The organism is Nonomuraea sp. NPDC050663, from assembly GCF_044456985.1.
In the GTDB taxonomy this organism is placed as follows: Bacteria; Actinomycetota; Actinomycetes; order Streptosporangiales; family Streptosporangiaceae; genus Nonomuraea.
The window spans coordinates 116,610-134,826 of the sequence record NZ_JBITGL010000009.1 but is presented as its reverse complement, the minus strand read 5'-3'; the positions used below and the strand labels follow the sequence as shown (position 1 = coordinate 134,826).

The window sequence follows — 18,217 nt, the reverse complement described above, 5'->3', positions numbered from 1 at the left end:
CATGAGCCTCTGGCGCAACGCAGACTTCCGCAACCTGTGGCTGGCCCAGTCGGTGAGCCTGGTCGGCACCCAGGTCACCCTGCTCGCCTTCCCGCTGGCCGCGCTGCTGCTGGGCGGCTCCGCTCTGGAGGTGAGCCTGCTGGCGGCCGTCGAGTTCGTCCCCGTCCTGTTACTGGGGCTGCCCGTCGGCGCGTGGGTCGAGCGGCTGCCGCTCCGGCCCGTGCTCATCGCCTCCGACCTGATCAGGGCGGGCGCGCTGGCCGTCGTCCCGCTCGCGTACGTCATGGACATGCTGACCATGCCCCTGCTGTACGGGGTGGCGTTCCTGATCGGCCTGGCCACGCTCTTCTTCGACGTCGCCCACCTGTCCTGGCTGCCCGACCTGGTGACCGAGGAGCAGCTCACCGACGGCAACGCCAAGCTGGAGACCTCCAGGTCGTTGTCTCAGCTGGCCGGTCCCGGCCTGGGCGGCGGGCTGGTGCAGGTCCTGTCCGCGCCCGTCGCCATCGCCCTCGACTCGCTCACCTACCTCGCCTCGGCGCTGTTCCTGACGCGCATCGGCAAGCCGAGCAGGCCGCCGCAGCCCACCGGCGAGGGCGGCCTGGGCCGGCAGATCGGCGAGGGCCTGCGCTTCGTCGCCGGTCACCGGCTGCTGCGCCCGCTCATGCTGTCGGCCGCCGCGGCCGAGCTGGCCTTCGCGGCGGTGCTCGCGCTCCAGGTGGTCTACGCGGTCCAGGTGCTGCACCTGAGCGCGGGCGTGATCGGCCTGGCGCTGGCCGTCGGCAACGCGGGCGGCCTGATCGGCGCGCTGCTGGCCGGCAAGGCGGTCGAGCGGTACGGCCCCGGCCCGGTGATCGTCGGTTCGATCGCGCTGTTCGCGGCCGGTGCCGCGATGTTGCCCATGTCGGGCGAGGTCGTCCTGTTCGGCGGCGGGCTGTTCGTCGTCTACCTCGGCGTCGTGCTGTTCAACGTGGTCCAGGTGACGCTCTGCCAGACGGCGACGCCTCCCGGGCTGCTCGGGCGCATGAACGCGACCTTCCGCTTCGTCACGTGGGGCATGGTGCCGCTCGGCGCCGCCCTGGGCGGGCTGCTGGTCGCGCCGCTCGGCCTGCGCGGGGTGTTGTGGGTGGCCGCCGCGATCACCGCTCTGTCCATCGTCCCGCCCGTGATGTCGGCCGTGCGCACGCTCCGGGCCTACCCGGAAGGGGTGACGGTATGAACCAGGAGGAGTTCCTCGCCATCGTCGGCATGGCGGGACGTTTCCCCGGCGCCCCCGACACGGTGCGGTTCTGGCACAACGTGTCGAACGGCGTGGAGTCCCTGGGCGGCTCCGGCTACGGCGTCATCGAGGAGGCCGACGGCTTCGACGCCGCCTTCTTCGGCTACTCGCCGCGCGAGGCCCTGATGCTCGACCCGCAGCACCGCGTCTTCCTGGAGTGCGCGTGGGCCGCCCTGGAGGACGCGGGGATCGACCCGGCGACCTGTCCCGGCGCGATCGGCGTCTACGCGGGCGGCGGCGACACCGGCCACTTCGGCACCCTGATGGCCAACCGCGCCTCCTTCCCCGGCGTCTCGGAGTGGCAGCTGCGGCTGTCGGCCGGCGCCGACTTCCTGACCAGCCGCGTCTCCTACAAGCTGGGCCTGACCGGCCCCGCCGTGACCGTGCAGACGGCCTGCTCCACCTCGCTGGTCGCCGTCCACCTCGCGGGCCAGGCGCTGCTGGCCGGCGAGTGCGACGTGGCGCTCGCGGGCGGGGTGACCGTACGGGTGCCCGCGCCCACGGGCGAGTTCGGCGACGAGGGCGTGCTGTCACCCGACGGCCGCTGCCGCGCCTTCGACGCCGGGGCCTCCGGCACCGTCGGCGGCGACGGGGCGGGCATCGTGGTGCTCAAGCGCCTGCCCGAGGCGATCGACGACGGCGACCACATCTACGCCGTCATCCGCGGCACCGCCGTCACCAACGACGGCTCGGGCAAGATGGGCTTCACCGCGCCCAGCGTCGCCGGGCAGGCCGCCGCCGTGCGTGCCGCCCACGTGGTCGCCGACGTCGACCCCGCCACCATCGGGTACGTCGAGGCGCACGGCACCGGCACGCCGGTGGGCGACCCGATCGAGGTGCGCGCGCTGGCCAAGGCGTTCGCCGAGGGCACCGGCCAGGTGGGCTTCAGCGTGCTCGGCTCGGTGAAGACCAACATCGGCCACACCGACGCGGCGGCAGGGGTCGTCGGGCTGATCAAGGCGGCACTGGCGCTCCGGCACGAGCTCATCCCGGGAACTCTGCACTTCCGCTCGCCCAACCCGGAGCTGGGGCTCGAGGACAGTCCGTTCCTGGTCAGCGCCGAGCCGGTGCCGTGGCCGCGCGGCGCCGCGCCGCGCCGCGCGGGGGTGAACTCGCTGGGGATCGGCGGCACCAACGCGCACGCGATCCTGGAGGAGGCGCCGGCCGCCGAGCAGTCGGGGGCGGGCCGGCCCGTGCAGCTCCTGCCGCTGTCGGCCCGCGCCCCTGCCGCCCTCCGCACCGCCGCCGCCCGCCTGGCCGCCCATCTCGCGGAGGGGGACGTGGCGGACGCGGAGAGGGCGACCGCGGGCCTCATGGACGCGGACGGCGCCGATGTCGGCCTCGCGGACGCGGCTTGGACGTTGCAGACCGGCAGGCGGGCGTTCGCCCACCGGGCCTTCGTCGTGGCCGGCGACCGGGCGCAGGCCGTACGGGCCCTGCGCGACCCCGGCCTGGCGCTCGGCGACGGCGCGGCCGCTCCCGGGGTGGCCTTCCTCTTCCCCGGCCAGGGCGGCCAGCACGTCGGCATGGGCCGCGACCTCTACGAGCAGGAGCCCGTCTTCCGCGCCGAGGTGGACCTGATCGCCGACCTGGCCCGCCCGTCGCTCGGCCTCGACCTGCGCGAGATCCTGTACGGCGGGGCGCCGCAGGCGGCGGCCGAGATGGCGACCATGCGCATCGGCCAGCCCGCCCTGTTCGCGGTGGAGTACGCCACGGCGCGACTGTGGCAGTCCAGGGGCGTCGTCCCCGAGGTAGTCCTGGGCCACAGCCTCGGCGCCTACGCGGCCGCCGTGATCGCCGGGGTGCTCTCCCCCGCCGACGCCCTGGCCCTGGTGCTGGAGCGGGGCACGCTCCTCGGCCGGCTCGCCGAGGGCGCGATGCTCGCCGTGCCGCTGCCCGAGGAGCAGGTCGTGCGCCTCGCCGGTGACCGGCTGTCGGTCGCCGCCGTGAACAGCCACGACCAGACGGTCCTGGCCGGGCCCGCCGCCGACATCGCCTCGCTGCGCGAGCGGCTGGCCGCCGACGGGGTGGACGCGCGGGTGCTGCGCATCAGCGCCGCCGCCCACTCGCGGCTGGTCGAGCCGGTCGTGGCCCGCTTCGAGGAGCGGGTGGCGCGCACGGAACTGCGGCCGCCGTCGATCACGTGGATCTCCGACCGGACCGGACTGCCGGTCACGGCCGAGCAGGCGTGCGACCCGGCGTACTGGAGCGGGCACCTGCGCCACACGGTGCGTTTCGCCGACGCGCTGACCACGCTGCTCGACGGCTCGTCGCGGGTGCTGCTGGAGCTGGGGCCCGGGCGGACGCTCGGGACGCTGGCCCGCAAACACCCGGGCGCCGGGCCCGGCGTCGTCACGGTTCCGAGCCTGCCGCATCCGGGGGATCCGGCGGGCGCGGCCCCCACGATGCTGGCGGCGACCGGACGGTTGTGGCAGGCCGGGGTGGCGGTGGACTGGACGGCGCTGCACGAGGGCGAGCGCCGCCTGCGGGTGCCGCTGCCCGGCTACCCGTTCGAGCGCCGCGGGTTCCGCCTGGAGCCGCCCGCGCCGGTGACGGCCTCCGCGCCGACGCCGCGGGAGGTGCCCGTCGAAGCCGTCGAGCCCACCTCTGCGGGCGCCTTCCATAGCGCGGGCACGGAGCGGGCGCTGGCCGAGGCCTTCGGCGAGGTCCTCGGCATGGAGCCCGGCGAGCTCACCCCCCACGACGACTTCTTCGACCTGGGCGGCGACTCCGTCGTCGCCACGCAGGTCGTCTCGCTCATCCGCCGCTCGGTCGGCATCGAGCTCAGCCCCAAGGCGCTGTTCCTGGCGCCGACCGTGCACCGGCTGGCCCGGTTGATCGAGGAAGGACAGGCGGCATGACGACGACACGATCCCGGTGGCTGCTGTGCAGACGCAGGCGGCCAGGGGCCGCCTCCCGGTTGTACTGCTTCCCGCACAGCGGCGGGGCCGCGGGCGAGTACGTGCGCTGGTCGGACGCGTTACCGGGCACCGAGGTGTGGGGGGTGCAACCGCCCGGCAGGGGCGGGCGCCTGGCCGAGCCCGCGTTCGGCTCGATGGCCGCGCTGGTCGCGGCGGTCGTCGACGAGGCCGTGTTCGAGCCGCCCTACACCCTGTTCGGCCACAGCCTCGGCGCGCTGGTCGCCTACGAGACGGCGTTGCTGCTGCGCGAACGCGGCCTGCCGGGCCCCGAGCGGCTGATCCTGTCCGCGTACGGCTCGCCGTACCTTCACCGGCCGGGCGAGCCGGTGCACGAGCTCGACGACGCGGCCCTGGTGGAGGCGGTGGAACGGGCGTACGGCCCGCTGCCCGACGGGGTGCGCGAGGACGCCGAGCTGCGTTCGCTGGTGCTGGGCGGGCTCCGCGCCGACCTGGCGATCGTCGCCGGCTATCGCCCGGCGCCCGCCCTACCGCTGGACTGCCCGATCACGGTGGTCGGCGGCGCGGACGACGCCGAGTCGCCCGACCGGCTGGTCGCCTGGCACAGCCTGACCACCGGCCCCTTCGACCTGCGCCTGTTTCCCGGCGGCCACTTCTACTTCAGGGAGCGATCCGATGAGCTCATGCGATTCCTCGCCGAGCGTGCTTGACGAGCTGTACCGGGGCCGCGTCCGCTGGGACCTGCTGACCCCCTTCCCCGCCCTGCCGCCCGCGCCCGACGCCGTGGCGGAACTGGCCGCCCTGCTGCGGGCGATGGTCGACCCCGAGGAGGTCGAGCGCACGGGGCAACTGCCGCCGGCAGCGCTGAAGGCCCTGCGCGAGGAGGGTTTCCTGGCGCTGACGATCGACCGCGAACTGGGCGGCCTCGGCCTGTCGGACGCGGAGGCCTTCCAAGTGCTGCGGGCGGGCGCGTCGTGGTCGGGCGCGGTCGCGTTCACGCTCGGGGTGGGCAACGGCTTCGGCTCGGGCTCCTACCTGCGCGTCCTGCCGCCGGGACCGCTGCGGGACATGATCTGCGAGCGGGTGGCGGCCGGGATCGTGTCGGGCGGCGCCGACGCCGAGCCCGCGGGCACGGCCAACCGCACCCGCGCCACCGTCGCGGTGCCGGTCGAGGACGGCGCGGCCTACCTGATCAGCGGCGAGAAGGTGTTCATCGGCAACGGCCCGACGGCCGACCTCGTGGACGTCTCGGCGACCGTCGAGGGCACCGGCGAGGTGAGGCTGTTCTTCGTCGACACCCGCTCGCCCGGCTTCGAGGTGACGGGGCGGCACGAGTTCATGGGGCTGCGCGGTGCGGCGATCGGCTCGCTGCGGCTGGACCGGGTCCGGGTGCCGGCCGAGTGGCTGATGCCGGAGGACGGCGACGGCTGGCGCATGCGCCCCGACGGTGACGGGTCCGAGCAGACCGAACCGGGCCCCGACCTGGCGGGGCTGGCGCTGCTCGGGCGGCACCTGGTGATCGTCCCTGCGGCGCTGGCGATCGCGCAGCGCTGCCTGCAGTACTCCCGCGACTTCGTCGCCCGCCGGGTGATCGACGGGCGGGGCCTGGGCGAGTACGAGGAGATCCGGCGGGTCGTGGCGGCCACGGCGGCCGACGTGTTCACGATCGACTGCCTGTCGCGCTGGGCCCTGCTCGGGCGCGACCGGGCCGACACCCGGCCCGACCTGACCGTGGTCAAGAACCTGGCCTCCCGGCTGTGCTGGAGGGCCGTGGACAGGACGGTGTCGCTGCTGGGCGCGGAGGGCTACGAGAGCGCGGCCAGCAAGGCCAGGCGCGGGGCGCCGCCACTGCCGGTGGAGCGGCTGTTCCGCGACGCGCGGGCGCTGCGGGTGGCGGGCGGCGTCGACTTCATGCTCGACGCGTGGTCGGCCGAGGCGTCCCTGGCGGCCTTCTACGGGGAGAACATGGAACCGGCTCCCCAGGCCGGCGGCGGGCGCGCGGTGTTCGTCGAGGAGCAGGCGCGCCGGCTGGCCGAGGTGTGCGCGCGGCTGACCGCGGCTCATTCGCGCGAGGAGCTCTTCGCCCGCCAGCGCCTCCTGCGGGTCATCGGCCGGATCGCGGCCGAGCTGCTGTCCATGGCGGTGGTACTGGCCGCCGCCGACCCCGAGACGGCCGAGCTGGCCGACATCTCGTGCGCCGGATCCCGGCACCGGCTGGCCGGGCTCTGGTCGCAGCTGGACCACCCGGAGCCCGGCCGCTCCCCCATCGACGTCCCGCTTCTCACGGAAGGCCTCATCGACCATGCGAGTGCATGAGCTGGTGGCCGCGCACGCGGCCGCAGCACCCGACGACGACGCGATCGTGCACGGTGACACCGTGCTGTCCTACGCCGAACTCGACGCCCGCGCCGAGCGGCTCGCGCGCCGCCTGATGGCGGCGGGTGTCACACCGGACACGCCCGTCGGCGTGTTCCTGGAACGTTCGCCCGAGTTCGTGCTGGCCGTCCTGGCCGTGCTCAAGGCGGGCGGCGCCTACGTGCCGCTCGACCCGGCCTATCCTGCGGCGCGGCTGGCGATGATGCTGGAGGCGACCGGCGCCCCCGTGGTCGTCACGACGGGTGGGCTGGCCTCCCGGCTGGAGGCGCCCGCGCTGCTGGTGGAGGCCGACGGGCCCGCCGCGGACGGCCCGCTGCCCGCCGTACGGCAGGACAACCTGGCCTACATCATGTTCACCTCTGGCTCCACCGGCGTGCCCAAGGGCGCGTCGATCACGCACCGGGGCATCACCCGCCTCGTCGTCGACCCCGGCTACATCACGCTCGACGCCGGGGAGAGCGTGCTGCACGCCTCGTCGACGAGCTTCGACGCGGCGACGTTCGAGATCTGGGGCGCGCTGGCCAACGGCGCGCGGCTGGTGATCGGTCCGGCCGGCAGACCGTCCGCGCACGAGCTCGGCGCGCTGATGCGCGAGCAGGGCGTCACCACGGCCTTCCTCACCACCGGGCTGTTCCACCTGATGGTCGACGAGTGCCTGGACGACCTGGCCGGGCTGCGGCAGCTGCTGACCGGCGGCGACGTGCTCTCCCCGAGCCGCGCCAGGCGCCTGCTGGCCGAACTGCCGGACGTCGTGCTGGTCAACGCGTACGGCCCGACGGAGGTCACGACGTTCACCACCTGCCAGGTGCTCACCCCCGCGATGGTGGAGACCGACGCGCCGGTGCCGATCGGCACCGCGATCAACGACACGTGGCTGCGCGTGCTCGACGACGACTTCCTGCCCGCCGAGGTCGGCCACCTGTACGCGGGAGGCGGCGGCCTGGCCCGCGGCTACCTGAACGACCCCGCGCTGACCGCGCAGCGCTTCGTGCCCGACCCGTGGCTGCCGGGCGAGCGCATCTACGCCACCGGCGACCTGGCCAGGATGGGCCTGGACGGGGTCGTGGAGTTCCTCGGCCGGGCCGACCAGCAGATCAAGCGGCGCGGATTCCGCGTCGAGCCGGTCGAGATCGAGGAGGCGCTGCGGCAGGATCCGCTGGTGCGCGACGCGGGCGTGGTGGCCGTCGGCGCCGACGCCGAGAGCAAGGTGCTCGTCGCCTACCTGGTGGCGGCCGTTCCCGGCGACGACGTGACGGCCCGCGTCCGCGAGGGGCTGCGCGAGCGGCTGCCCGCCTACCTCATGCCCGACCGCTGGGCGAGCGCCGAGAGCCTGCCGCTGAACGTCAACGGCAAGCTCGACCGCCCCGCCCTGCGCGCCCTGGCGGAGGCGGCCCCGGCGCCCGCCCAGGCCCCCGTCGAGGTCGCCGCCCCGGAAGGGGAGGTGGAGACGGAGCTGGCCAGGATCTGGCGCGAGCTGTTCGAGAAGGACGAGATCGGGCGCGACGACGACTTCTTCGAGCTGGGCGGCCACTCGCTGCTGGCCGGGCGGCTCAGCGCCCGCCTGCGCGGGAGCATGGGCAGGCGCATGCCGGTCAGCGCGGTCTTCGACCATCCGACGATCGCGGAACTGGCCGACTATCTGCGGCGTTCGTGACCTGCCTGGCCAGGGCCAGGGCTCCCAGGAGCGCGATGAAGACCATCCCGTAGAGGGCGGTCAGCGCCGAGGTCTCGAAGATGTCGGCGGTGCGCCAGGTGTGGCCGGCGGCGTCGGTCACGGTGGTGCGCTTGCCGATCAGGTAGGTCAGGAAGAACGGCACGGCGGTCGCGGCGTACAGCACGAGCGCCTGGACGTGGGGCGCGGTGGCGGCCGGTTCCGGCTCCGGGCCGCGCCGCCGCAGGTACAGGGCGAACAGCTGCAGGAACAGGTAGGTCGTCAGCGACCAGCCCAGGAAGTTGACGAGGGGCACGCCGAAGAACCCGCCGCCGTCCTCCCAGATCCACAGCTTGCGGACGGTGGACAGGGTGGGGTCCATCGCCAGGTCCCAGGCGACCATGGCGAACGACGCCACGACGGGCGTGCCCACGACGGTCAGGAGGCCGCTGCCCCGGCGCACCTCGCCGACGAGCAGCGTGGCGACGTTCCACGCCAGGTAGCCGGTGGCCACGTAGGCGGGCCCGATCATGATCGGGACCAGGAACACCTGGGGGCCGAGCGTGTAGTGGTAGTCGCCGAACGGGAAGCCGGTCAGGATGCTGAGGTTCTCCAGGGCGTTGCTGACCACCAGCGTGACCACGACGAACACGGTGACGGCCGGCCAGCCGTACCTGCGCGCGCCGTGCAGCAGGGTGAACAGCGTCTGGGCGATCAGCAGCAGCGGCACTCCGACGGCGGGCAGGAAGGTCCTGCCCACCAGCAGGGCCAAGACCAGGCCGGTGAGGATCCACAGGAGCCCGGTGTCCGCCGGGCGCCGGGTGGTGGCGATCGTCTGCGGGGGATGCACGGTTCGATCCTGCTCCGCCGTACGCCTGACGGCTTCCGGCAGCGGACGCGGGTCGCTACGCAGTTCTCCGTAACCGGCGCGGGCCCGGCTACTCCCCTCGGCGTAGGAGGGCACGCGCCCGGGCGGAGTCCTTCGCGCGCGCGAAACCGTACGATCTCGTCATGAGACTCCGCACCGCCTGGCTGCGCCTGCCGGTGCCGGCGCAGGACGCCCTGATCGCCCTCTTCGTCACCGCGATGCAGGTCCAGGGCACGATCACGCGCAACGCCGGCGAGGTGGGGTCGCGGTCGCTGGGCGACATCGGGAATCTAGGGTACGGCCTGCTGATCGTGACGGGTGCGGCCCTGGCCGTACGGCGCCGCCTGCCGGTGGCGGTGTTCGCCGTCACCGCGCTGGCCAGCGTCGCCTACTACGGCCTCGACTTCCCCGACGGTCCCGGCTGGCTGGCGCTCTTCGTGGCCCTGTACACCGTGGCCGCCTACGGCGACGGGCACAGGTCGCTGGTGACGGCGGGGGCGTCGGTCACCGTGCTGTCGGCCGTCTGGCTGGTCGCGGCGGCCGACATCGAGCCGCGCGCCGCCGTCGGCTGGGTGTTCTTCCGCATCGGCGCGTCGGTCATGAGCGTGGCGCTCGGCGAGTCGGTCAGGTCCAGGAGGGTCATCGCAGCCGAGGCACAGCTGCGCGCCGAGCTGGCCGAGCGCACCCGCGAGGAGGAGGCGCGGGCGCGGGTCGACGCCGAACGGCTGCGGATCGCGCGGGAGGTCCACGACACCGTCGCCCACGCGATCGCGATCATCAACGTGCAGTCGGGGGTCACCGCGCACGTGCTCGACAAACGGCCCGACGTGGCGCGCGAGGCCCTGCGCACCATCGAGCAGACCAGCTCGCGGGCGCTGCGGGAGATGCGGGCCATCCTCGGGGTGCTGCGCGACGACGGCGCGGGACGCGTGCCGTACCCGGGTCTGGGGCAGCTCGACGAGCTGGCCGCCGAGGCCCGCGAGGCGGGGCTCGACATCGAGGTCGAGGAGGCGCCGACGGTGGCGCCGCTGCCGAGCGCGGTGGGCAGCGCCGCCTACCGGATCGTGCAGGAGTCGATCACCAACGTGATCCGTCACGTGGGGCCGACGCGCGTGACGGTGGCGCTGAACCCCGGCGTGGAGGTGCTGGAGCTGCGGGTGACCGACGCGGGCCCTGCGGTGCGTGCGCCCGTGGCGGGACGCTCGGCTCCCGGCCGGGTCGCGCCGGGGCCGGACGGGCGCGGCATCGTCGGGATGCGCGAGCGGTGCCGGCTGCTGGGCGGCGACCTCGACGCGGGCCCGCTGCCGGGCGGCGGGTTCGAGGTGCGGGCGCGGCTGCCCCTCGCGCCCAGCAGCGCCCTGCCCGCCTGATTGCATCAAACCTGTTTGATGTAATATGGATGGCATGGCGTCGAGCGGCCGACCCGAGGTCCCGCTGCTGGTGCGCATGGCGGCGCACCCGCTGCGATGGGCGCTGCTGACCGAACTGGCCGGCGGCGACCGCCGGGTGCGCGAACTGGTCGCCGCGGTGGGCGAGCCGCAGAACCTGGTCTCCTACCATCTGCGGCTGCTGCGCTCCAGCGGGCTGGTCGGCTCGCGCCGCAGCAGCTTCGACGGGCGCGACAGCTACTACCGCCTCGAACTGGAGCGATGCGCGCGCGAGCTGGCAGCCCTCGGGCCCGCCCTCCATCCCGCGCTCGCCGCGCCGCCCGCTCCCCCGCAGGAGCGGGCATGGCCGTCGGTGTTGTTCCTGTGCACCGGCAACAGCGCCCGCTCGCCCATCGCCGAGGCCCTGCTGCGCCACCGCTCCGGCGGGCACGCCCCGGTGGCCAGCGCGGGCAGCCATCCCAAGGACGAGCTGCACCCGCGGGCCGCCGGCGTGCTGCGCCGGACGTACGGCATCGACGTCGGGGGACGGCGTCCGCGCCACCTGGACGAGGTCGCCGGCCACCGCTTCCACTACGTGATCAGCCTGTGCGACAAGGTGCGCGAGGTCGTCCCTGCGTTCGACGGCCGGCCGCGGCTGGTGCACTGGAGCGTGCCGGATCCGGCGCGCACGGGCGGCTTCGACGAGGTCGCCGCCGAGATCGACGCCCGGGTCGGGCAACTCGTGCCCGTCCTGCTCGCCTCACCATCGGAGGTACGGACATGACAGCGCACGAGAAGTTCGCGAGCGTTCGTTACATCGTCGACGACGTCCAGGCTGCGGTCGACTTCTACACCGGGCGGCTGGGATTCGAGGTGCGGATGAGCGCCGCGCCCGCCTTCGCCGACGTCGTGCGGGGGCCGCTGCGGCTGCTGCTGTCGGGGCCGTCGAGCTCCGGCGCCCGCGCCACGCCCGACGAGCACGCCGTGGCCGGGCGCAACCGCATCCACCTGCTCGTCGAGGATCTCGACGCGGAGATCGACCGGTTGAAGGGGGCGGGGGTGCCCTTCCGCAGCGAGCGGGTCACGGGGCCGGGAGGCAGCCAGGTCCTCGTCGCCGACCCGGCGGGCAACCTGGTCGAGATCTTCCAGCCCGCCGCCCGTTCCTGACCCGCCCGATGCGGCGCGCCTGCTCCCGCCCGCCGTGCCGTACGGCAGGCGCGACGCGTACGGCCGAGCCACCGCTTGCTTCCGCCCGCCTGCCGTACGGCGCGGTCATTCGGGGGGCGAGGAGCCCGCGGGCAGGGTGAGCAGGAGCAACGTGACGTCGTCGTCGTGCGCCGCCGGGTCGGGCAGCAGCGCGGACAGCAGCCGCTCCGCCTCCTCCTCCAGCCCGCCCCCGTCCGCCCGCAGGTGCCCGGCCAGCAGGTCGATCCTGGCGTCCAGGTCGACGCGCGGGATCTCGATCAGCCCGTCGGTGTACAGCGCCAGCAGGGCGTCGCGCGGATAGCCGACCACCGCCTGCCGGTAGCCGCCCTGCCCCAGGCCGAGCGGCGTGTTGACCGGCAGGTCCAGCCGCCGGGCCGGTTCGCCCGGCGCGGCCAGCAGCGCGGGCGGATGCCCGGCCGAGCAGGCCGTCAGCTTGCCCGCCTCCGGGTCGATCACCAGGTAGCAGCACGTCACCAGCCGCTCGGGCAGGTCGCAGGTCAGGTCGTCGAGCGCCGCCATGAGCCGCTCCGGCTCCATCCCGGTCTTGGCCAGGGCGTGCGCCGCCGATCGCAGGTGCCCCATCACGGCGGCGGCCTCCAGCCCGCGGCCCATCACGTCGGCGATGAGCACCCCGTAGCGCCCGCCTTCCAGCGCGATGAGGTCGTACCAGTCGCCGCCGACGCCCGCGCCGCCGGTCGCCGGGACGTAGCGCCTGGCGGTCGCCAGCCCGGGCAGGTCGGGCGGCTGGGTCATGAGGCTGCGCTGCAGCGTGAGCGCGATGTGCCGCTGCTGCTCGTAGAGCTGGTGCAGGGCGGCCTGCTGGTGCTTGCGGGCGCTGATGTCGCGGCAGCTGGCCACGATGCCGGTGACCGCTCCCTCGTCGTCGAGCAGCGGCCAGAACGTCAGCTCGACCTCGACGGGTCTGCCGCCCTTGGCCAGCCGTACGGTCTCGACGTTGTCGATGCGCTCGCCCGCGCGCAGCCGGGTCAGCAGGCTCTTGGCCTCCTCCAGCCGGTCGGACGGCACCAGCCGGGTCCAGGGCCAGCCGATGATCTCGTCGGAGGTGTAGCCGAACAGGCGGGTGGCGGCGGCGTTCCAGAAGGTGACGATGCCGTTGGGGGTCTGGGCGAAGATGGCGTCCTGGCTCGACTCCACCATGGCGGCCAGCTCCGCCAGGCGCTGCTCGGCGCGCTCGCGGGTGGTGATGTCGCGGATGGCGGCGGAGATCAGCACGCCGCTGTCGGTCTCCAGCGGCGAGAGGCTGATCTCGACGGGGAAGGCGCTGCCGTCCTTGCGCCTGCCGCGCAGCGGGCGGCCGGCGCCCATCGGCCGCATCCTCGGGTGGGAGGTGTAGGAGCGCCGGTGGCGCCGGTGGGTGTCGCGGATCTCGGCCGGCAGGAGCATCTCGACCGGGGCGCCGATCAGCTCGTCGCGGCTGTACTCGAACAAGGTCTCCGTCTGGGCGTTGACGAAGGTGATCATCCCGTGGCCGTCGACGATGACCATGGCGTCGGGGGCGGCTTCGAGCAGGTCGGCGAAGCGGCGCTGGAGGCGGTCGCGCTCGCGCTGCTCGGCGGCGCGCTCGGTGACGTCGGTGGCGATGCCGCACACGCCGTAGGCCGTGCCGGCGGAGTCGGCGAGCGGCACGAGCGTGGTGAGGAACTCGTGGACGCCGTCGTCGAGCGGGAGGACGGTGTCGGCCTGGATGGCCCGGCCCCCGCTCTGGGCGCGCAGGTCGTGCTCGCGCAGCCGGTCGGCGGTGGCACGCGGCAGCAGGTCGTGGGCGGTCAGCCCGATCATCTGCTCGGGAGCGCGGCCGATCATGCGGGCGAAGGTGGCGTTGACCGCCAGGAACCGCCCGGCCAGGTCCTTCATGTAGATCGCGGCGGGCGTGTGGTCCATGAGGGTGCGCAGCCACACCAGCTCGCGGACGGTGTGCTGGGCCCTGGCCCGCTCCCCCTCGATCCTGGCGGCGATGCCCAGCACCGCCAGTCCCACGATCAGGAAGGCCGACACGTCGCCCGCGACGAGCAGTCCGAGGCCGAGGCGGGGGTCGAACCAGCCCAGGTCCTGCCCGGTGAGCCGTACCCAGCCGAGGATCGGGGGGACGATCACGGCGGTGCCCAGGAGCCAGCGTCCGATCAGGGCGGTGCCGCCCGAGCCGGCCAGCAGCCCGGTCCAGCCTTCGGTGGGGCGGGCGAGGAACGTTCCAGCTCCGAGCAGGAGCAGGCACAACGCCGCGGGTAAGGCCATGCCGGAGTAGGGGCCGAACCGTTCGAGTTCGGGCACCCGGTAGGCGAGGCCGACCAGGCGGGCCAGCCCGCTCATCATCACCACCAGGCCGAACGCCTGCGCGGTGCGGGCCCAGCCGGGCCGCCTGCGCAGCAGCAACAGCAGCGCGACGCCCGTCAGCGCCATCGCCACCGCGACGTTGGGCGCCATCACGGCGGGCGCCCAGTCGCCCAGGGCGGCGGCGCGGTCACGCCACAGATCGTCGGCCAGGAGCTCGGCGCCGGTCAGGTAGCGCAGGAAGGCCAGCACGCCGATCACGGTCGCGGCGCTCGCGCCGGCCAGGCCGGCGATCCTGGTACGCCGGCCGCCCCTGCGGGAGACGGCGGCCAGCAGCCCGGCCGCGAGCAGTCCGAGGCCCACCGCGGTGTCGGGCTTCATCGTGGCCTGCCCGGCGACCAGGCTGGTGAGCACGAGAGCACCGGTCACCCACCCGGCCAGGGCCAGGACGGCCAGCGCCGCCGCGCCGAGCGCCGCCGCCAGGGCCAGCCGCCGGGCGTGCGCGACCCGGTGCGCGGCGGGCGGCAGCCATGCTCCTCCCGCCCCGGAGGAGCCCGGCGTGGCCGTCGTGGAGAGGTACGGCTCGGCCGGACGCCTCGAATGTGCTGACACGGGCTTCACCATGATCTCGTCGACTACAAGCTCGCATCAAAGTCCCCGAAAAGCGGCAATCAGCCAATCACGTCACATAACACACCGCTTGCCGCTATTCACATACAGTCACACCCTACGCTTCCGCATCGCCGTCGACACACCATTCTTCGATGGTCGCCGTGAGGATGTCGGTGAGCTGGTCGAGCGACTCCAGGGTGGCCCACTCGGTCGCCGCGTGCGCGCCCCCGCCGTCCACGCCGATCATCAGGCACGGGATGCCCGCCGCGTCGAGCAGGGCGCAGTCCGTCCAGTACGGCTCGGCGCGCAGCACGGGAGCGCGCCCGAGCACCCGCCACGCCTGGCCGAGGACGGCTCCGACGATGGGCCAGTCCGGGTCGGCCTCGAACGGCGCGCGCCGCAACCCGGGCTCGACGCGGCAGGCGAAGCCCGGCACGGTCTCGGCCACGTCGGACAGGATGGCGTCCAGCTCGGCACGCGGGTCCTCGCCCGGCACGGTCCGCCGTTCCACGGTGATCCGGCAGGAGGCGGGATAGCTGGAGGCCTCCTCGCCGCCCCTGATGAGGGAGGCGTGCACGCTGCCGGGACCGAGCCGCTCGTGGGCGGGCCCCTCGGCCAGGCGCTCGGCCCAGCGCTCGACCGCGACGAGGAAGTGACCGGCCTTGGCGATCGCGTCGACGCCCAGGTCGGGCCGCGAGCCGTGGGCGGCGCGCCCCTCGACGACCACGTCGAACCAGGCGAAGCCCTTGTGCGCGACGGTGATCTCCAGGTGGGTCGGTTCGCAGACGATCGCGGCGTCGGCGGTGAACCCCTCCAGCACCTCCTCGGTGCCCAGGCTGTTGTGCTCCTCGTCGGCGACGCAGGCCAGGATCAGGTCGCCCCGCAACTGCCCCGAGGCGGCCATGCGCGCTCCGGCGACCATCATCGCGGCCAGGCCGCCCTTCATGTCGAAGGCGCCGCGCCCGTGGATGGAGCCGTCGGCGATGCGTGGCGAGAGCGGGTCGCCGTCGTAGCCGGCCAGGGTGACGGTGTCGAGGTGGCCGTTGAGCATCAGCGACCGGCCGCCCCCGGCGCCGCGCGCGATCGCGACGACGGAGGGACGGCCGGGACGCCGCTCCAGCCAGTGGATGTCGAAGCCGCGGGCGGCCAGCCAGCCCGCGCACAGGTCGGCGATGGCCGCCTCGCCCGCCCCGCCGGGGACCAGAGCGGGATTGACCGAGTCCAGGACGATGAGCTGCCGCAGCAGGTCGACGGTGATCTCCTCCACTCCCCGACTATCCGTCAGGGAGGGCAGGAGTCACAACGCCGCCGTCAGAACCCGTCGTTGGTGAAACCCGTGCGGGCGACGATGTCGAGGTAGTTGTTCGCGTCGAAGTCGTCGCTGTAGAACAGGGTGAACCCGGCCGGGCCCGCGGTCAGCGCGGTGTCGCGCTGGCTGCCGAGGGTGGTCGGGTTGAGCCGGACGACCGGCAGGCGCCCGGCCGTGGTGGCGTCGGGGTTGAAGCCCCTGGCGTAGACCTCCAGCGAGCGGGCGGAGTTCCACAGGTCCGTCTCGTTCCAGCCGACCACGAAGCGGCCGGTGGCGTCGGCCGCCACCGACGGCACCCCCTGGACGGCGCAGCCCGCGTTGTGGCACAGCGGCGGGTACTCCTGGGCCTGGTCGGAAGGCTGGCCGAGCGCGAAGCGGCCGTAGAAGACGGGCTGTTCCGTGAAGCGCTCGCCGAACGACGCGGTCAGCCCGCGCATCCGGACACGCCACACGCCGCCGTCGTTGTCGCTCCACACCACGACGCTGTCGCCCGCCGGGGTGGTGGCCACCGCGGGCGCCAGGTGCTGGGTCGCGGCGTTCTCGTGGATGCGGGTGCGCGCCTTGGTCACCGTGCCGCCGGCCGCCAGGCGCAGGCCGTACACCGAGTGGGTGCCCTCCTGCCACACGACGGTGGCCGTGCCCGATCCGTCGACGGCCACGTCGGGCTTGACGCCGGAGCCCAGCTGCAGCGGGCCGAACACGCGGGTGGTCAGAGACGAGTAGCCGGACGCTCGCACGGCTCCGCCGTCCTCCCAGACGACGGTGAAGGCACCGGTGCCCCGTACGGCGATGCGGGGCCGTACCTGGTCGCCCGTCCACTGGCCGGCATTGGCCCAGACGGTGGCGCTCAGCGTGCCGCCGGGCGACAGGCGGCGCACGGCGATGTTGTGCTCGCCGCGGCAGTCGCCGTCCTCGGCCCAGGCCACGTAGGCGTTGCCGGCGTCGTCGACGCCGACCGCGCCGTCGGCGTGGTGGTAGCCGGTGGCGCAGCCGACGCCGCCCATGTCGACCTTGACGGGCCCGGTGACGGGCGATCCGTCGCGGTAGATGCGGGCGTAGACGGCGTTGCCGCCCTCGGTCCAGGTGACGGCGGTGTAGCCGTTGCGGGTCACCGCCGCCCTGGGCGCCCGCTGGTCCTGCGGGCCGTTGGCGGCCATCTGGAGCGCGGCGGCGGGATAGGCGGACGGGACGATCTTCACCATCTCGTCCATCATCCGCCGGTAGTCGGCGTCGTAGGCGGCGTAGATCGCCGGGTCGTCGACGCGCACGACGGAGTCGTCCGAGGCGATGAGCGAGCCCTTGTTCAGGTTGTGCGAGCCGGTGTAGACGTATCGGCGGACCGCACCGCCCGCGGCCTTCGACGGGCCGTCGACCAGCAGGATCTTCGAGTGCACTCCGCCGTTCGCGCAACTGCCGCCGGCGGGGTCGTGGCAGCCGCCCGGACGGAAGGTGTGCACGACGATGCCGTGCGCGGCCAGCCGCTGGGCGACGGGGACGGTCTGGTTGCCCTCGGGGACCATCACCTGGACCGTGCAACCGGCCTGCCGCTTGGCGACGAGCGCGTCGATGACCAGCGGGCGGTCGGTGGCGAACTGGGAGTGGACGATCCTGATCGAGCCGGGGCACGCCACGTCCTCGATCATCGCCGCGATCAGGTCGGGGCTGCCGTAGGCCTGCTCGTCGTAGGCGGTGTCACGCGGCTGCATCCAGGCGGTGACCCGGCCGTCCCCCGAGGTGAAGGGCGCCTGGTAGGCCGTGACGACCTGCCCGGCCAGGCTCTCGAACACCTGACGGTAGCCGTCGGCCAGGGCCGCGTCGCCCGAGCTGATCAGCATGTTCTGGTTCAGCCCGAAGGAGCGGTCGAGGTTCTGGGAGCTCTGCACGACCACGTCGCGGCGGCCGTCGTCGAGCTCGCCGAAGACGAAGAACTTGTGGTGGCTGACGTCCTGGGCGGTGACCGGGCCGTTGCAGCCGTTGGCGCACCTGACGACGTTCCCCGGCGGCAGGACGGCGGCCAGGTCGTCGAGGTAGGCCTGGTTCGGCTCGCTGCCCTCGGCCACCACCCGGACCACGACGCCGCGCGCGTGCGCGGCCAGGACGGCGTCCCTGACGGCCACGTCGTGCAGGACGTAGGTCGCCATGTCGAGCGTGGAGCCGGGGACGGCGCGGCCGATCAGCTCGATGAGCTCGATTTGCAGCGCCGGATCGGCCACCCCGCTCACGGAGGGCCGGCTGAACAGCACGTCGAGGGAGGGCGTGACGGCCTTCTTGGCATGGGCGGGTACGGCGAGGCCGGCCAGGCACAGCAGGGCCACGCATAAACGAGCGAGCATGTTCACCTTTTCCGCGACGAGAGTGGAGGTTCAGGGGCGTTCCGAGCG

12 protein-coding genes are annotated in these 18,217 nt (G+C 74.0%); 8 read left to right on the top strand and 4 right to left on the bottom strand.

From position 1 onward, the window contains the following. Nucleotide 1: 1 nt before the first annotated feature. From ACIBH1_RS27870 to ACIBH1_RS27850, 5 genes are read left to right on the top strand one after another with little or no spacing between them, the layout of a single operon-like run. Entirely contained in the window at nucleotides 2-1,219 is a 1,218-nt protein-coding gene (locus ACIBH1_RS27870; protein WP_397316894.1) for an MFS transporter, read from the top strand. Then, on the top strand, nucleotides 1,216-4,140 hold the full coding sequence (locus ACIBH1_RS27865; protein ID WP_397316892.1) for a type I polyketide synthase: 2,925 nt from the start codon (nucleotides 1,216-1,218) through the stop codon (nucleotides 4,138-4,140). The genes ACIBH1_RS27870 and ACIBH1_RS27865 overlap by 4 nt, the downstream gene beginning before the upstream one ends. Then, nucleotides 4,137-4,868 carry a thioesterase II family protein gene (locus ACIBH1_RS27860; RefSeq protein ID WP_397316891.1) on the top strand — a complete coding sequence of 244 codons (732 nt, stop codon included), beginning with the start codon at nucleotides 4,137-4,139 and terminating at the stop codon, nucleotides 4,866-4,868. Before ACIBH1_RS27865 ends, ACIBH1_RS27860 begins: the two co-directional genes overlap by 4 nt. Then, nucleotides 4,834-6,474 carry an acyl-CoA dehydrogenase family protein gene (locus ACIBH1_RS27855; protein WP_397316890.1) on the top strand — a complete coding sequence of 547 codons (1,641 nt, stop codon included), beginning with the start codon at nucleotides 4,834-4,836 and terminating at the stop codon, nucleotides 6,472-6,474. Before ACIBH1_RS27860 ends, ACIBH1_RS27855 begins: the two co-directional genes overlap by 35 nt. Then, complete coding sequence (locus ACIBH1_RS27850) at nucleotides 6,461-8,188, top strand: amino acid adenylation domain-containing protein (protein ID WP_397316889.1); 1,728 nt, start codon at nucleotides 6,461-6,463, stop codon at nucleotides 8,186-8,188. Before ACIBH1_RS27855 ends, ACIBH1_RS27850 begins: the two co-directional genes overlap by 14 nt. Here ACIBH1_RS27850 and ACIBH1_RS27845 read toward each other — a convergent pair. After that, nucleotides 8,127-9,035 carry a carotenoid biosynthesis protein gene (locus tag ACIBH1_RS27845; RefSeq protein ID WP_397316888.1) on the bottom strand — a complete coding sequence of 303 codons (909 nt, stop codon included), beginning with the start codon at nucleotides 9,033-9,035 and terminating at the stop codon, nucleotides 8,127-8,129. The two genes, ACIBH1_RS27850 and ACIBH1_RS27845, sit on opposite strands and share 62 nt — an antisense overlap. 161 nt (nucleotides 9,036-9,196) lie before the next feature. Here ACIBH1_RS27845 and ACIBH1_RS27840 point away from each other — a divergent pair, with 161 nt between their 5' ends. Genes ACIBH1_RS27840 through ACIBH1_RS27830 form a run of 3 tightly spaced genes read left to right on the top strand, consistent with a single transcriptional unit; the run spans nucleotide 9,197 to nucleotide 11,587 of the window. Continuing rightward, a complete protein-coding gene (locus ACIBH1_RS27840; RefSeq protein WP_397316887.1) occupies nucleotides 9,197-10,423 on the top strand; it encodes a sensor histidine kinase in 1,227 nt (408 codons plus the stop codon). A 34-nt stretch (nucleotides 10,424-10,457) separates the two neighbouring features. Further along, entirely contained in the window at nucleotides 10,458-11,204 is a 747-nt protein-coding gene (locus tag ACIBH1_RS27835) for an ArsR family transcriptional regulator (RefSeq protein WP_397316886.1), read from the top strand. Continuing rightward, the gene (locus ACIBH1_RS27830) at nucleotides 11,201-11,587 is read left to right on the top strand and encodes a VOC family protein (RefSeq protein WP_397316885.1); all 387 of its coding nucleotides are present in this window, start codon (nucleotides 11,201-11,203) and stop codon (nucleotides 11,585-11,587) included. Before ACIBH1_RS27835 ends, ACIBH1_RS27830 begins: the two co-directional genes overlap by 4 nt. Nucleotides 11,588-11,692: 105 nt before the next feature. On the opposite strand, the gene ACIBH1_RS27825 is transcribed toward ACIBH1_RS27830, so the two are convergent. From ACIBH1_RS27825 to ACIBH1_RS27815, 3 genes are all read right to left on the bottom strand, one after another. Beyond that, a complete protein-coding gene (locus tag ACIBH1_RS27825) occupies nucleotides 11,693-14,527 on the bottom strand; it encodes a PAS domain S-box protein (protein WP_397316884.1) in 2,835 nt (944 codons plus the stop codon). Nucleotides 14,528-14,642: 115 nt separating this feature from the next. After that, on the bottom strand, nucleotides 14,643-15,794 hold the full coding sequence (locus tag ACIBH1_RS27820; protein ID WP_397316883.1) for a M20/M25/M40 family metallo-hydrolase: 1,152 nt from the start codon (nucleotides 15,792-15,794) through the stop codon (nucleotides 14,643-14,645). Nucleotides 15,795-15,838: 44 nt separating this feature from the next. Beyond that, nucleotides 15,839-18,169 (bottom strand): phosphatidylserine/phosphatidylglycerophosphate/cardiolipin synthase family protein, encoded by a 2,331-nt coding sequence (locus ACIBH1_RS27815; RefSeq protein WP_397316882.1) that lies wholly within the window; start codon nucleotides 18,167-18,169, stop codon nucleotides 15,839-15,841. Between the last annotated feature and the right edge of the window lie 48 nt (nucleotides 18,170-18,217).